11 protein-coding genes are annotated in these 14,613 nt (G+C 71.5%); 7 read left to right on the top strand and 4 right to left on the bottom strand.

Translation table 11 applies throughout. The features are described from left to right. Positions 1–70 precede the first annotated feature (70 nt). Together TNCT6_RS24010 and pgi are read left to right on the top strand one after the other, a co-directional pair. Positions 71–1,351, top strand: a complete 1,281-nt coding sequence (locus tag TNCT6_RS24010; protein WP_141362008.1) for an MFS transporter — start codon at positions 71–73, stop codon at positions 1,349–1,351. A 66-nt stretch (positions 1,352–1,417) separates the two neighbouring features. Further along, positions 1,418–3,070: a glucose-6-phosphate isomerase gene (pgi, locus tag TNCT6_RS24015; protein WP_141362010.1), complete on the top strand. Its 1,653-nt coding sequence runs from the start codon at positions 1,418–1,420 to the stop codon at positions 3,068–3,070. Between the two features lie 183 nt (positions 3,071–3,253). Here pgi and TNCT6_RS24020 read toward each other — a convergent pair whose 3' ends face one another. The 3 genes from TNCT6_RS24020 to TNCT6_RS24030 all read right to left on the bottom strand — a co-directional run bounded on the left by TNCT6_RS24020 (position 3,254) and on the right by TNCT6_RS24030 (position 6,913). Beyond that, positions 3,254–5,536 carry an FtsX-like permease family protein gene (locus TNCT6_RS24020; protein WP_141362012.1) on the bottom strand — a complete coding sequence of 761 codons (2,283 nt, stop codon included), beginning with the start codon at positions 5,534–5,536 and terminating at the stop codon, positions 3,254–3,256. A gap of 109 nt (positions 5,537–5,645) precedes the next feature. Beyond that, on the bottom strand, positions 5,646–6,401 hold the full coding sequence (locus TNCT6_RS24025; RefSeq protein WP_141362014.1) for an ABC transporter ATP-binding protein: 756 nt from the start codon (positions 6,399–6,401) through the stop codon (positions 5,646–5,648). Then, a complete protein-coding gene (locus TNCT6_RS24030) occupies positions 6,398–6,913 on the bottom strand; it encodes a PadR family transcriptional regulator (protein ID WP_141362016.1) in 516 nt (171 codons plus the stop codon). The genes TNCT6_RS24025 and TNCT6_RS24030 overlap by 4 nt, the downstream gene beginning before the upstream one ends. A gap of 160 nt (positions 6,914–7,073) precedes the next feature. On the opposite strand from TNCT6_RS24030, the gene TNCT6_RS24035 reads away from it, so the two are divergent. The 5 genes from TNCT6_RS24035 (at position 7,074) to TNCT6_RS24055 (ending at position 13,776) form a co-directional block, all read left to right on the top strand. Beyond that, complete coding sequence (locus TNCT6_RS24035; RefSeq protein ID WP_141362018.1) at positions 7,074–8,348, top strand: ABC transporter substrate-binding protein; 1,275 nt, start codon at positions 7,074–7,076, stop codon at positions 8,346–8,348. A gap of 204 nt (positions 8,349–8,552) precedes the next feature. After that, on the top strand, positions 8,553–10,184 hold the full coding sequence (locus tag TNCT6_RS24040) for a glycoside hydrolase family 13 protein (protein ID WP_141362020.1): 1,632 nt from the start codon (positions 8,553–8,555) through the stop codon (positions 10,182–10,184). A 38-nt stretch (positions 10,185–10,222) separates the two neighbouring features. Continuing rightward, a complete protein-coding gene (locus TNCT6_RS24045; RefSeq protein ID WP_141362022.1) occupies positions 10,223–11,563 on the top strand; it encodes an ABC transporter substrate-binding protein in 1,341 nt (446 codons plus the stop codon). A 6-nt stretch (positions 11,564–11,569) separates the two neighbouring features. Beyond that, complete coding sequence (locus TNCT6_RS24050) at positions 11,570–12,940, top strand: ABC transporter permease subunit (RefSeq protein WP_141362024.1); 1,371 nt, start codon at positions 11,570–11,572, stop codon at positions 12,938–12,940. After that, positions 12,937–13,776 carry a carbohydrate ABC transporter permease gene (locus tag TNCT6_RS24055; RefSeq protein ID WP_141362026.1) on the top strand — a complete coding sequence of 280 codons (840 nt, stop codon included), beginning with the start codon at positions 12,937–12,939 and terminating at the stop codon, positions 13,774–13,776. Before TNCT6_RS24050 ends, TNCT6_RS24055 begins: the two co-directional genes overlap by 4 nt. Before the next feature lie 73 nt (positions 13,777–13,849). Here the strand turns inward: TNCT6_RS24055 and pgl are convergent, their stop codons facing one another. Continuing rightward, entirely contained in the window at positions 13,850–14,590 is a 741-nt protein-coding gene (gene pgl, locus TNCT6_RS24060) for a 6-phosphogluconolactonase (RefSeq protein WP_253266437.1), read from the bottom strand. Positions 14,591–14,613 lie beyond the last annotated feature (23 nt).

Genomic DNA, 14,613 nt, shown 5'->3' on the forward strand with positions numbered 1-14,613 from the left:
CCGCGGACCGATTGTCAGTGGTGCCCTCTACGGTTTGCGTATCGGTGAATCGTGAGGCGGAGGGGCAACCATGACGGGGATCGAGGCCGGGTGCGAAGCCGTCGACGCGGGTGCGCCGGCGTGGCGCGGCGGATTCGGACGGCTGTGGAGCGCCGCCGTGCTGTCCAGCTTCGGCGACGCGCTGCGTACGGCCGCGCTGCCGCTGCTCGCCCTGTCCCTGACCGACGACCCGCTGCTCATCGCCTCCGTCACGGCCTGCGGCTATCTCCCCTGGATCGTCTTCGGGCTGCTCGGCGGCGCCGTCGCGGACCGTGTGGACCAGCGGCGTGCGATGTGGGCGGCGGACACGGTACGGGGCCTCCTGGTCGGCGGCTTCGCCCTGGCGGTGGCCCTCGGACACGCCTCGATCGGCCTGCTGATCGCCCTGGCCTTCGCGCTGACCACGCTCCAGACACTCTTCGACAACGCAGCCACGGCCCTGTTGCCCGCCCTGGTGGAGTCCGAGGCGCTGGGCAGCGCCAACGCCCGTCTGATGACCGGGCAGCGCCTCGCGGGCGGGCTGCTGGGCGGCCCGGTCGTGCCCCTGCTGTTCGCGGCGGGGGCCGCCGCGCCCTTCGCGGCCGACGCCGTCACCTTCCTGGTGGCCGCCGCTCTCGTGGCCTCCCTGCGGGTCCCGGCGCCCGAGCGCGGGCCGAGACCGGCGGGCAGCACGCTGCGGCGGGAGATAACCGAGGGGCTGCGCGCCCTCGGGCGGGACAGGGCCCTGCGCGGGCTGTGCGCCGCCACCGCCCTGTGCAACGTCGGGATGGGCGCGCTCATCGCCACCCTGGTGGTCGTCGTGACCGGCTGGCTGGGCGCGGGCACCAAGGGATACGCGGCGGCCCTGACGGCGTACACGCTCGGCAGCCTGGCCGGGGGAGCGGTCAACCGGCGGATCGTGGCCCGGCTCGGGCGGATGCGGGCCGTGGTGCTGGCCGGCGGGGTGCAGATCGCCGCGCTGGTGGTCCTGGGACTGGTGCCCAGCCTGGCCTTCGCGGTGGCCGCACTGGCCGTGTTCGGGCTGATGGGCATGGTGTGGAACGTCAACACGACGACACTGATGCAGCAGCGCAGCCCCGCCGGGATGCTGGGCCGGGTCAGCGCGGCCTTCCGCACTCTCGCGGTGGCCGGGGCGCCGCTGGGCGCGGTGCTCGGCGGGGCCGTCGCGGCCGTGTGGGGGCCGAACTGGCCGGCGCTGCTCACGGCCGCGTTCTTCGTGCTTTCCGTGGCCGCGCTGATACCCGCGCGCCGTGCCGACGTACTCGTTGTTACGCCGGACGACGGCGTGACGACGACTCATGTCTCCCGCTGATCAACTAGGTTGGACCGGCAGCGGGGCAAGGACGCAGGACAGCTAGGAAAGAAGGCTGAGGTCCGAATGAACGCAGACGCCCGTACCAGGCTCAACCAGAGGCCCGAGTGGACCGCTCTGGCCAGGCACCGTGAGGAGCTCGCCGACACCGGTCTACGGGATCTGTTCGCGGCCCACCCGGAGCGCGGCGAGGCGTACGCCCTCCAGGTCGGTGATCTGTACGTCGACTACTCCAAGCACCTCGTCACCGACGAGACCCTGCGGCTGCTGCGGGAGCTGGCCGCCGCGACGGACGTGTTCGGGCTGCGGGACGCCATGTTCCGCGGTGCGAAGATCAACGTCACCGAGGACCGGGCCGTGCTGCACACGGCGCTGCGCTCGCGGCGGGACGCGGTGATCGAGGTCGACGGGGAGAACGTCGTGCCGGGGGTGCACGCGGTCCTCGACAAGATGAGCGACTTCGCGCACCGGGTGCGGTCGGGGGAGTGGACGGGGCACACCGGCAAGCGGATCCGCAATGTGGTCAACGTCGGCATCGGCGGCTCCGACCTGGGCCCCGCGATGGCGTACGAGGCGCTGCGGGCCTACACCGACCGCGGTCTGACGGTGCGGTTCGTGTCGAACGTCGACGGCGCGGATCTGCACGAGGCCGTGCGGGATCTGGACGCGGCGGAGACGCTGTTCGTCATCGCGTCCAAGACGTTCACCACGATCGAGACGATCACCAACGCGACGTCGGCGCGCAACTGGCTGCTGGGAGAGTTGAAGGCCGGCCCGGAGGCGGTCGCCCGGCACTTCGTGGCGCTGTCCACGAACACGGAGAAGGTGTCCGAGTTCGGCATCGACGTCGAGAACATGTTCGAGTTCTGGGACTGGGTCGGGGGTCGGTACTCGTACGACTCCGCGATCGGCCTGTCCCTGATGATCGCGATCGGGCCGGACCGGTTCCGGGAGATGCTGGACGGCTTCCGGCTCGTCGACGAGCACTTCAGGACCGCGTCGGCCGAGTCCAACGTGCCCTTGCTGCTAGGACTGTTGGGGATCTGGTACGGCAACTTCCACGACGCGCAGTCGCATGCGGTGCTGCCGTACTCGCACTATCTGTCGAAGTTCACCGCGTATCTTCAGCAGCTGGACATGGAGTCCAACGGGAAGTCGGTGCAGCGGGACGGAGAGCCCGTGGAGTGGCAGACCGGGCCGGTGGTGTGGGGGACGCCGGGCACGAACGGGCAGCACGCGTACTACCAGTTGATCCACCAGGGTACGAAGCTGATCCCGGCGGACTTCATCGGCTTCGCCGAGCCGGTGGCCGAGCTGAGCGATGAACTCCGGGCGCAGCACGATCTGCTGATGGCCAACTTCTTCGCGCAGACCCAGGCGCTGGCCTTCGGCAAGACGCCGGAGGAGGTACGGGCGGAGGGGGTGCCGACGGAGCTGGTGCCGCACAAGACGTTCCGCGGGAACCACCCCACGACCACGATCCTCGCGCGTGAGTTGACTCCGTCGGTGCTGGGGCAGCTGATCGCGCTGTACGAACACAAGGTGTTCGTACAGGGCGCTGTCTGGAACATCGACTCCTTCGACCAGTGGGGAGTCGAGCTGGGCAAGGTCCTGGCGAAGCGCGTGGAGCCGGCTCTGACGGAGGGCGCGGAAGTGGAGGGGCTGGACCCCTCCACGACGACCCTGGTCGCCAAGTACCGCGCCCTTCGCTCCCGCTGATCCCTCTTCCCACCCGTCTCGCTGGAGTGGAGTCCCTGGGGCCCCCGGGCTCTCCGGATCCCCGGGCTCTCCGGATCCCCGGGCTCTCCGGATCTCCGGCTCCCCGGCTCCCCGGATCTCCGGATCCCCGGATTCTCCGGGTCACCCGGGGCTCCGCCCCAGCCCGTCCGGACCCGTGGGTGTTCAGGCCACCGCTGACAACGTGTCCGCCAGGCGGCGGTGGGAGGCTCTGGTGGCGGGGAGGGCGGACAGGGCCGCGGCGCCCAGGGCCGCCGAGGCGACGAAGAGGAGCAGCAGGAGCGGGGAGGGCGTTCTGGCGATGCCGGCGCCTATGCCGCTGGAGTGACCCTGGGCGTTGATCAACCAGGTGGACAGGGGGAGCGCCAGGGCCGTGGCGGCGGCTGCGGCGGCCAGGGCCGTGCAACCGGTCGCGGTCACCGTGATCGCGGTGATCTGGCGGGGAGAGAGACCGATGGCCTTCAGGGCCAGGAGGTCCCGTTCGCCCTCGCGGATCGTGCCGCCGATCGCGGAGAGGAGCTCGATCAGGCCGATCAGGGCCAGGACACAGGTCAGGCCCACGATGACCGCGCGCATCGACGACAGGCCGTCGGCCGGGTTGGTCACCGGATGGACGTCGAGGTGGCCGTGGGCGGCGGCGGACAGGGCGGTGGCGACGTGGCGCGGATCGGTGCCCGGATCGAGGCGGAGCTGGTAGAAGGTGGGGCTGAGGTTCGGGTCGTTCTCGTGCAGGGTGTCCAGGGACGTGGAGATGACCCGGCCGGCGTTCTCCGGTTCGATGCTGCGGCCGACGATGTGCAGGATCTGCGGCTGGTCGCCCACCGTCATGCGCACCCAGTCGCCGACCCGGACGTCGAGCAGGTCCAGCAGGCCCTGCCCGGCGACCGCCTCGTCGGGCCCGTCGGCGCGGCGGCCCTCGGCCAGGGCGAACGGGTAGGGAGCCTCGCGGGTGCCCAGGCCCCGCAGGGCGATCGTTGCCGTCTGGCCGGGGACCAGGGCGGCCACCTCCACACCGGGGTAGACGGCGGCGACCCCGGGTTCCCGATCCAGCAGCTCCCGCGTGCCGCCGTCGTTCAGGGTGCTGTCGGGGCGGACGGTCAGCGCGGCCGGCAGCCCCAGCTCCTCCGGCCGGTTGTGGAAGCGGTCGATCGTGGTCCAGGCACTCATCGCCACCACGATCAGCAGCAGCGGCAGCGCCAGCCGCCCCACCGTGGCGAAGGTGCGCGGGCGACGGGTGAAGGCCCGGTGCCAGCCCAGGACCAGCGCGGGCGGCAGGCGCAGACCCAGCGCCCCGCGGGCGACCCCGGGCAGGCCGCCGCCCGGCACCGCCGCCGGGTGCGGCACCGGGACCGGCGGCACCCGTCCCGCCCGCCACGCCGCGAGCCCGGTCACCGCGCCGATGAACAGCACCGCGCCCACCGGGACCGCGCCCATCGTCACCGTCTGGCCCGGCAGGCCCTGCCACACCCCGACCGCGTCGCCCAGCCGGCCCGGGATCCGCGCGCCCAGCCCCTCGGTCAGCACCACCGCGGCCACGGCGCCCAGCACGGCGTACGCCACATGCTGGAGCAGGAAGATCCGGACCACCTGGGCGGGCGTGAAACCGATCGCCTTCAGCACCGAGATGTCCCGCAGATGCCCCCGTATGCGGGTGCCGATCGCGCCGTGCACCGCCAGCCCGGCCGCGATCAGCGCGCCCAGCCCGAACAGGCCCAGCACCTGCCCGAGCAGCCGGTTGTCGCTCTGCGCCTCGGCCCGTGCCTGCTGCCAGGTGGACACCTCGCCGACCACGCCGGCGCCCAGCACGGTGACGGCGCGCTGCACGGCGTAGTCCGTGTCGTCGGGATCGGCCAGCCGCAGTCCGACCACCCGTCCGCCGGGCTCGCGCACCGCGGACGGCTGCGCCCACACCAGCCCCGGCTGCTCGCCGGGGCCGTAGCGGGGCTCGGCGCTGTCGGCGATGCCCACCACGCTCAGCGCGCGCCCGCTACCGGGCAGGACGAGCGTGTCCCCGGGCTCGGCCAGCAGGGCCGTGGCCAGGCGGCTCTCCAGGACCACGCCGTCCGGCTCCCCGGCGTCCAGCCAGTGCCCGGCGGTGAGCAGCGGGCGTCCCACGGCGGGCAGCGAGGGTGTACCGCGCAGTTCCACGGTGGCGCGGGTGCCGCGGGAGACGACGGTGGCGGACTCGACGAGGTAGGCGTCGGTGACCGACTCGACGCCGTCCAGCGCGGTGAGTCGTCCCGTCTCGGCGGACCTCGCCGTGTGCAGCCACACATGGGCCCCGTGGGACTGGGTGAAGACCCGCTGCCAGGGATTGGTCGCGTAGCCGAACAGCGCGGTGGCCAGCAGCAGCGAGGCGACGATGCCGGCCGTGGCCAGCACGATGAACAGCGCCTCCCCCCGGTGGGCGCGCAGATCGGAGTGCGCCCAGCGCAACGTGGCTCGCACCGGCCTCAGTCCCTCGGCCCGGAACGCGGCCCGGGGCACGCCGGGCGGCCGTACCCCGGGCACGCCGGGTGGTCGCACCCCGGGCACATCAGGTGGTCGTACACCGCACTCAGTCCCTCAGTTCCAGCACGCCCGAGATCCCCGTGCTCCGCGACGGCGTCGTCCCGTCCAGTGCCGCGTCGTCGGCGATCCGGCCGTCGAAGAAACTGATCACCCGGTCCGCGGCGCTCGCCAGCCGGGCGTCATGGGTGACCAGTACGATCGTCTGGCCGCGCCCGTGGAAGCGGGACAGCAGCCGCATCACCTCGCGGGTGCCCTTGCTGTCGAGGCTGCCGGCGGGCTCGTCGGCGAGCAGCAGCGGAGGGTGGTTGACCAGCGCGCGGGCCAGTGCGACCCGCTGCTGCTCACCGCCGGACAGTTCGCCCGGCATACTGCGCTCCTTGCCCTCCAGGCCCAGCTCGGCCAGCAGTTCCTCCCGCTCGGCACGGGCCTGCCGCGGCGAGCGGCCGGCGAGCAGCGCGGGCAGTTCGACGTTGTCGGCGACGGACAGGTTGGAGACCAGGTTGAAGAACTGGAACACGATCCCGATGCCGTTGCGGCGTTCCTCGGCCCAGCGGGCCTCGCCGTAGGAGTCGGTGCACCGGCCGTCCAGCCAGATGCTGCCCTCGTCCGGCCGCTGAAGTCCGCCGAGCAGGTGCAGCAGCGTCGACTTGCCGGCCCCGGACGGGCCGGTGACCGCCACGAACTCGCCGCGGGTCACCGACAGATCCACCCCGCGCACGGCCCGCGCGGGCGCCCCCTGGCCGTGGTGCGTCTTGACCAGGCCCTCGGCCCGCAGCAGCGCCGGAGCTCGGACGTCGCTCACTCCAGCCCCTCCAGTTCCTCCTGGCACCGCTCCAGCCAGTCCAGGTCGGCCTGAAGGTGCAGCATGGCGCCCTCGATCAGCAGTTGGGCGATTCGGTTGTCCCGGTTCTCGGCGGCGGCCAGCTTCGACAGGTTGCGCATGGTGTTGAGGTACTGGCGCCGCTGCTTGTTGATGAGGGCGATCTGGTCGGCGAGACCGGTCTGCGGGGCGAGGGCGAGCTTCATGAAGAACTCGTCCCGCACCCGCGGCTCGTCCTCGGGCTCCTCGAACCAGGCGCGCAGCGCCCCCCGCCCGGAGTCGGTGAGGTGGTAGATCTTCTTGTTGGGCCGGCTGGACTGCTCGACCTCCTCGCCCTCGATCAGTCCCGACTTCTCGAGGCGGCCGAGGGTCACGTAGATCTGGCCGACGTTCGGCTGAGGGTACGCGGAGCCCAGCAGTTGCTCAAGGTCCTGCTTCAGCTCGTAGCCGTGGGCGGGACCGCGCGCGAGAAGTGCCAGGAGGGGCAGGCGCACGCGTGCTCTCCTCCTAGGTCCTCGTCAGACGCGTCATGCGGGGTGTCTCCGGGTGGACGACGTGAGATTGACGCCAAGCCCTAGTATCGCCCATACCTAACAGGTATACATGGCCTGAGCCGGGCGAAGGTGCCCGGCGCCGGTGTGCAAGGAGGAACCTATGCGGTGGATCCACGCCGCCGGTAGGGGCCTCCTTGTTCTGGTCGTGGTCATGACCGGCTATATCTCCTCGGGTGCCCGGGCGACCGAGGGGAGCGGTGAGGGCCGCGGCCCGCTCACCCTGGCCACCGCGGGCGACCTGACCGGCTACCTCGGCCCGCTGCTGGAGGGCTGGAACCGCACCCACCCCACCGAGAGGGTCACCCTCGTCGAGCTGCCCGACGCCGCCGACGAGACCCGCGAGCAGATGGCCACCGACCTGCGCGGCGGCAACCGCAGCCGGTTCGACGTGCTCAACATCGACGTCAACTGGACCTCGGAGTTCGCCGCCGCCGGCTGGATCCGCCCGCTGCCGCGCGAGCGCTTCCCGCTGGAGACGTTCCTGCCCCCGGTCGTCGACACCGCCACCTACGACGGACGGCTGTACGCGGTCCCGTACGTCACCAACGCCGGCCTGCTGCTGTACCGCAAGGACGTCCTGGCCAAGGAGGGCGTCCCGCCGCCGCGCACCTGGGCCGAGCTGGAGCACGCCGCCCGGACCATCGCGCCGAAGTACGGACTGGACGGCTACGCGGGCCAGTTCCTGCCGTACGAGGGGCTGACCGTCAACGCGGCCGAAGCCGTGTACTCGGCGGGCGGCACGATCCTCGGCGACGAGGGCGAGCGCGTCACCGTCGACTCGGGCGCGGCCCGCGAGGGCATCGGCTTCCTGGCGCGCGGCTTCGCCGAGGGCTGGATCCCCGAGGAGGCGCTGACGTACAAGGAGGAGGAGTCCAAGCAGGCCTTCCAGGACGGCCGGCTGCTCTTCCTGCGCAACTGGCCCTACGCGTACGCCGTCGCCTCCGCCGAGGGCTCCGCGGTCGCCGGGAAGATCGGCGCCGTACCGCTGCCCGGACCCGACGGGCCGGGGACCAGTGTCCTCGGCGGCTCCAACCTGGCCGTCAACACGCATGCGCGGCACCCCGACTCGGCCGCGCGCCTCATCGCGTACCTCACCAGCGAGCCCGTCCAGCGCCAGGTGCTCACCGAGGGCGCGCTGCCGCCCGTGCGCGCCGCGCTGTACGAAGACCCCGCACTCGTACGGCGGTTCCCGTACCTGCCGACCCTGCGTGCCTCCGTGCTGGCCGCCGCTCCGCGGCCCAAGAGCCCGCACTACGACCAGGTCAGCCTGGTGGTTCAGGCGGTCGTGCACGACACGCTGGCCGGGCGGCAGACCCCCGAGGCGGCCGTGCGGCGCCTCGCGCGCGAGCTCGACGCCATCGCCGGGCGCTCGTAGCGCTTGTACCGCTCACGGCGGAAGCGCGGCAGTAGTTACTTGTTAGGTAACGCCGCCATCACATCTATGGCCATCCCGTCCGGACAAGTCCGGACATGAGAAGTCAACTGCCCAGTAGCTTCTGTTTCGTTCGTTGACACCTCCGTGACACTGATACCTAACATGCATGCATAACTGCTGCCTTCACAGGAACAGGTCAATGGATTGAACAGGCATGGTTGGTGGCGCGACGCGGTGATCTACCAGGTCTACGTGCGCAGCTTCCTGGACAGCACCGGCGACGGCATCGGCGATCTGGCCGGGGTCCGGGCCGGGCTGCCGTATCTGAAGAAGCTCGGCGTCGACGGCATCTGGTTGAGTCCCTTCTATCCCTCCCCGCAGCACGACCACGGCTACGACGTGGCCGACTACTGCGGAGTCGATCAGCTCTTCGGCGACCTCGCCGAGTTCGACCTGCTGATGGCCACCGCGCATCGGCTCGGGATCAGGGTGCTCCTCGACATCGTCCCCAACCACTGCTCCAGCGAGCACCCGTGGTTCCGCGAGGCGCTCGCCGCCGAGCCCGGCAGCGAGGCCCGTGCGCGCTTCCACTTCACCGACGGCCGCGGCCCGGACGGCGCCAAGCCGCCCAACAACTGGCACGCCATGTTCGGCGGCCCCGCCTGGACCCGGATCACCGAGCCGGACGGCCGCCCCGGCCAGTGGTACCTGCACATGTTCACGCCCGAGCAGCCCGACTGGAACTGGCGCAACCCCGAGATCCCCGCCGAGTTCGAGCGCGTCCTGCGCTTCTGGCTGGACCGGGGCGTGGACGGCTTCCGCATCGACGTCGCCGCCGGCCTGTTCAAGCACCCCGAACTGCCCGACTCCCCGGACCCGGAGGCCGACGCCCGCACCCGCGACTCGGTCAACCCGCTCGCCTGGAACCAGCCCGAGGTGCACGACGTGTGGCGGCACTGGCGCGCGGTGTGCGAGGAGTACACCGCCCGCGACGGCCGCGAACGCCTGCTGGTCGGCGAGGTGTCCGTGCCCAGCGCCCGCGAACACGCCATGTACGTCCGCCCGGACGAACTGCACCAGGCCTTCTTCTTCGACCTGCTCGGCGCCCCCTGGGACCCCGACGCCTTCCGCAAGGTCATCTCCGAGGCCATGCAGGACATCGCCGGCACCGGCTCCACGGTCACCTGGGTCCTCAACAACCACGACCAGGTCCGCACCGTCACCCGCTACGGCGAGGCCGCCGTGGAGGGCAGCGGTCTCGGTGCCGCCCGCGCCCGCGCCGCCGCGCTGCTGATGCTGGCGCTGCCCGGAGCCGCGTACGTCTACCAGGGCGAGGAACTCGGCCTGCCCGAGGTCGTCGACCTGCCCGACGACGTGCTCACCGACCCGATCTTCCGCCGCACCGGAAGCCGCGCCCGTGTCCGCGACGGCTGCCGGGTGCCGCTGCCCTGGTCGGGGCAGGTCTCCCCGTTCGGCTTCACCTCCGGGACCCAGAGCGCCAAGCCCTGGCTGCCGCAGCCCTCGTACTTCGCCGAGTACGTCACCGAACGCGCCCTCGCCGACACCCGCTCCTTCTGGCACCTGTACCGCGACGGCCTGCAACTGCGTTCCGCGCTTCCCCAGTTGGGCGAGGGCTCGCTGCGCTGGCTGGACACCCCGCCGGACGTCCTCGCCTTCGTCCGCGGCGACGGCCTGGTCTGCGCCGTCAACTTCGGTACCTCGCCCACGACCGCGCCGGTTCCCGGCAGCCCGCTGCTGGCCAGCGGCGACTGCCCGCCCGGAGTGCTTCCCGGATCCACCGCCGCCTGGTGGATCACCGAAGGCACCGACCTCTGAACCTCGTCAATTCCCCACCTTCCGAAGGGACATCAACGATGATGCGACGACGTACCACCCTGCTCACCGGCTGCACCGCCCTCGTCCTCGCCCTCGGCGCCACCGCCTGCGGCAGCGACGACCCCGTCTCCGCGGGCGGCGGCGACAAGACGCTCGACGGCCAGACGGTCACCGTGGCCGGCGTCTGGTCCGGCAGTGAGCAGAAGAACTTCCAGAAGGTGCTGGACGCGTTCTCCGCGAAGACCGGCGCCAAGACCCAGTTCATGTCGACCGGCGACAACGTCTCCACCGTCGTCGGCAGCAAGATCGAGGGCGGCAACGCCCCCGACGTCGTGATGGTCCCGCAGGTCGGCGTGCTCCAGCAGTTCGCCAAGAAGGGCTGGCTGGAGCCGCTGTCCGACACCACCCAGAAGTCGGTGGACGCCAACTTCGCGCCGGTGTGGAAGAAGTACGGCAGCGTCGACGACACCCTGTACGGCCTGTACTTCAAGGCCGCCCACAAGTCGACCGTCTGGTACAGCCCCGACGCGCTCGACCAGGCCGGCGTCAAGCCGCCGGCGACGTACGACGAGATGCTCAAGGCCGGGCACACCCTCTCCGACTCCGGGCTCGCCGCCTTCGCGGTCGCCGGACAGGACGGCTGGACCCTGACCGACTGGTTCGAGAACATCTACCTCTCCCAGGCCGGCCCCGAGAAGTACGACGCCCTCGCCGCGCACCAGCTGAAGTGGACCGACGACAGCGTGGTCAAGGCGCTCACCACGCTCGGCAAGCTGTTCAAGGACAAGCAGCTGATCGCGGGCGGCCAGAAGGGCGCCCTCAACACCGACTTCCCGGGCTCGGTGGAGAAGGTCTTCGGGCCCAAGCCCGAGGCCGGCATGGTCTACGAGGGCGACTTCGTCGCGGGTGTCGCGCACGACCAGTTCGACCGGACCATCGGCAAGGACGCGGACTTCTTCCCGTTCCCGCCGGTCGACGGCGGCAACGCGCCGGTCGTCAGCGGCGGCGACGCGGCCGCCGTCCTCAAGGACGGCAAGAACGCCAAGGCCGGCATGAAGCTCCTCGAGTACCTGGCCACTCCGGAGGCCGCGGCCGTCTGGGCCAAGGCCGGCGGCTTCCTGTCCCCGAACAAGAACCTCGACCTCGCCTCCTACGGCGACGACGTCACCCGCGCCACCGCCAAGTCCCTGGTCGCGGCGGGCGACTCCGACGCGGTCCGGTTCGACATGTCCGACCAGGCCCCGGCGTCCTTCGGCGGCACCAGCGGCGTGGGCGAGTGGAAGCTGCTCCAGGACTTCCTGCGCGACCCGTCCGACCCGAAGGGCACCGCGGCGAAGCTGGAGGCCGCGGCGGCCAAGGCGTACAAGAACCAGGGCTGACGCACCATGACCGCCACCACGCTCGCGAAGGAGAAGGGAGCGGGCCCCCCGACGCCCGCCGCGCGCGCCGAACGTACTCGGCGCGCGCGGCGGCGGGGGCGGGTCGTCGCGCTGCTGTTCGTCTTCCCCGCACTGCTGCTGCTCGGCGCGCTCGTCGTCTACCCCGTCCTGTTCTCCGTCGGCCGGAGCTTCTTCGACGCCTCCGGCAGCCGGTTCGTCGGCGGGGACAACTACACCGAGATGTTCCGCGATCCGGCGACGCTGAAGGCCGTCCGGAACACCACGATCTGGGTCGTCGTCGCCCCGGCGCTGCTCACCGGGCTCGGACTCGTCCTCGCCGTACTGGTGGAGAAGGTCCGCTGGGCGACGGCGTTCAAGCTGCTGCTGTTCATGCCGATGGCGGTGTCCTTCCTGGCCGCCGGCATCATCTTCCGGCTCGCCTACGACGAGGACCCGGACAAGGGCGTCCTCAACGCCGCCGTGGTCTCCGTGCACGACGCCTTCAAGGGATCCCCGTCCTACCCGAGCGCACGCGCCCGTGAGGGATTCGGGCTGACCCAGGGCCGGGACGGCTCGTACCTCACCGACGCGAGCCTCTCGCCGGGCGCCACGGTGACCCTGCCGATGGTCGGCGTGCTGCCCAAGGACCTGCCCGGCGATGCCTCGCCCGCCCGCCCGGTGGAGGGCGGGAAGGCCGCCGGGGACGAACTGCGCGGAGTCGTCTACCTGGACTTCGCGCCCGGCGGAGGCGGCACCCAGGGCAAGGTCGACCGCGGCGAGAGCGGCCTGCCCGGCATGAAGGTCGAGGCGGTGCGCGACGGCCGGACGGTCGCGACCACCACCACGGGCTCCGACGGCTCCTTCCGCCTCACGGGCCTGACGGCGGGCTCGTACGAGGTGAAGCTGCCGCAGGCCAACTTCGCACAGCCCTACCAGGGCGTCTCCTGGCTCGGCCCGACACTCGTCACCCCGATGATCATCGGTGCCTACCTGTGGATCTGGACCGGGTTCGCGATGGTGCTGATCGGCGCCGGACTGTCCGCGCTGCCGCGTGACGCGCTGGAGGCGGCGCGCATCGACGGGGCCAACGAGTGGCAGATCTTCCGCCGGATCACCGTGCCGCTGCTCGCCCCCGTCCTCACCGTCGTCTTCGTCACCCTCGTGATCAACGTGATGAAGGTCTTCGACCTCGTCTACATCATCGCGCCCGGCCCGGTGCAGCAGGACGCCACCGTGCTGGCGACCCAGATGTGGCTGGTGTCCTTCGGCGGTGGCAACAACCAGGGCCTCGGCAGCGCGCTCGGCGTGCTCCTGCTGCTCCTGGTGATCCCGGCGATGGTGTTCAACGTCCGCCGCTTCCGAAGGAGTCAGCGATGAACGCGGTCAGGCGGGGCCTGGGCAACGGGCTGGTCCAGGCCGTCCTCGTGGTGATCGGCCTGGTCTGGATGACCCCGCTCGCGGGACTCTTCCTGTCGTCGCTGCGCTCGGCCCAGGACACCGCGAAGGGCGGCTGGTGGACGGCGCTGGCCAGCCCCGGGCAGCTGTCCTTCGACAACTACTCGGCACTGCTGAAGAACTCGGGCATCACCAAGGCCTTCTGGAACACGGTGCTGATCTCGGTGCCCACGACGGTCCTGGTCGTCGTCATCGCGGCGCTGGCCGGATACGCCTTCGCCTGGCTGGACTTCCCGGCCCGTGAGCCGCTGTTCCTCCTGGTGGTGGCGATGCTGGTGGTGCCGGTGCAGATCGGTCTGCTGCCCGTCGCCAAACTCTTCGGCCAGCTCGGCCTGTTCGGCACGATCCCCGGTGTGGTCCTGTTCCACGTGGCCTACGGACTGCCGTTCGCGGTGTTCCTGCTGCGGAACTACTTCGCCGAGATGCCGAAGGAGATGCTGGAGGCGGCCCGCATGGACGGGGGCAACGAGTGGCGGATCTTCACCCGGCTGGTGCTGCCGGTGGGGCGGCCCGCGATCGCGAGCCTCGCCATCTTCCAGTTCCTGTGGGTGTGGAACGACATGCTGGTGGCGCTGCTGTTCGCCGACACCTCCTCGCAGCCGCTGACGGTGGCACTCCAGTCGCAGATCCGGCAGTTCGGCAGCAACATCGATGTGCTGGCGCCGGGAGCGTTCCTGTCGCTGGTCGTGCCGGTGGTCGTGTTCTTCGCCTTCCAGCGGCACTTCGTGCAGGGGGTGATGGCGGGGTCGGTGAAGTGACGGCGATCCCCGGTTCGGCCTGAAAAAGCAAGGTGCGGCGGCGGTGAGGAACACCGCCGCCGCACCTTGCCGTTCACGCCGAGGCCGGTGGATACAGCGATCGTGGCAGCTGTGAGGCCGCCGCCGTGTCCAGGAGCCACAGGGTGCGGGCGCGGCCCTGGGCGCCGGCCGCCGGGGCCTGGATCTCACCCGCGCCCGAGAGGGCCATCGCCACCGCGTTGGCCTTGTCCTCGCCGGCCGCCAGCAGCCACACCTCGCGGGCCGAGCGGATGGCGGGCAGGGTGAGGGAGACGCGGGTGGGCGGCGGCTTGGGGGAGCCGTGCACGCCGATCACCGTACGCTCCGTCTCGCGCACCCCCGGGTGCTCCGGGAAGAGGGACGCGACATGGGTGTCCGGGCCGACGCCCAGCATCAGGACGTCGAACGACGGGACCGCGCCGTGGTTCTCGGGGCCGGCCGCGCGGGCCAGCTCCTCGGCGTAGGCCTCCGCCGCCGCCTCGACGTCCGCGCCGTAGGGACCGTCCGACGCCGGCATGGCGTGCACGCGTTTGGGGTCCAGCGGCACGGAGTCCAGCAGGGCCTCGCGGGCCTGCGTGACATTGCGTTCCGGGTCGCCCTCCGGCAGGAACCGCTCGTCGCCCCACCACAGGTCCAGCCGGCCCCAGTCGATCGCGTCGCGGGCGGGCGCGGCCGCCAGCGCGGCCAGCACCCCGTTGCCGTTGCGGCCGCCGGTGAGGACCACGGACGCCGAGCCCGTCGAGGCCTGCGCGTCCACGATCCGGGTGATCAGCCGGGCCGCGGCGGCCTGCGCCATCAGCTCCTTGTCGTGGTGGACGA

The organism is Streptomyces sp. 6-11-2 (assembly GCF_006540305.1).
Lineage (GTDB): Bacteria > Actinomycetota > Actinomycetes > Streptomycetales > Streptomycetaceae > Streptomyces.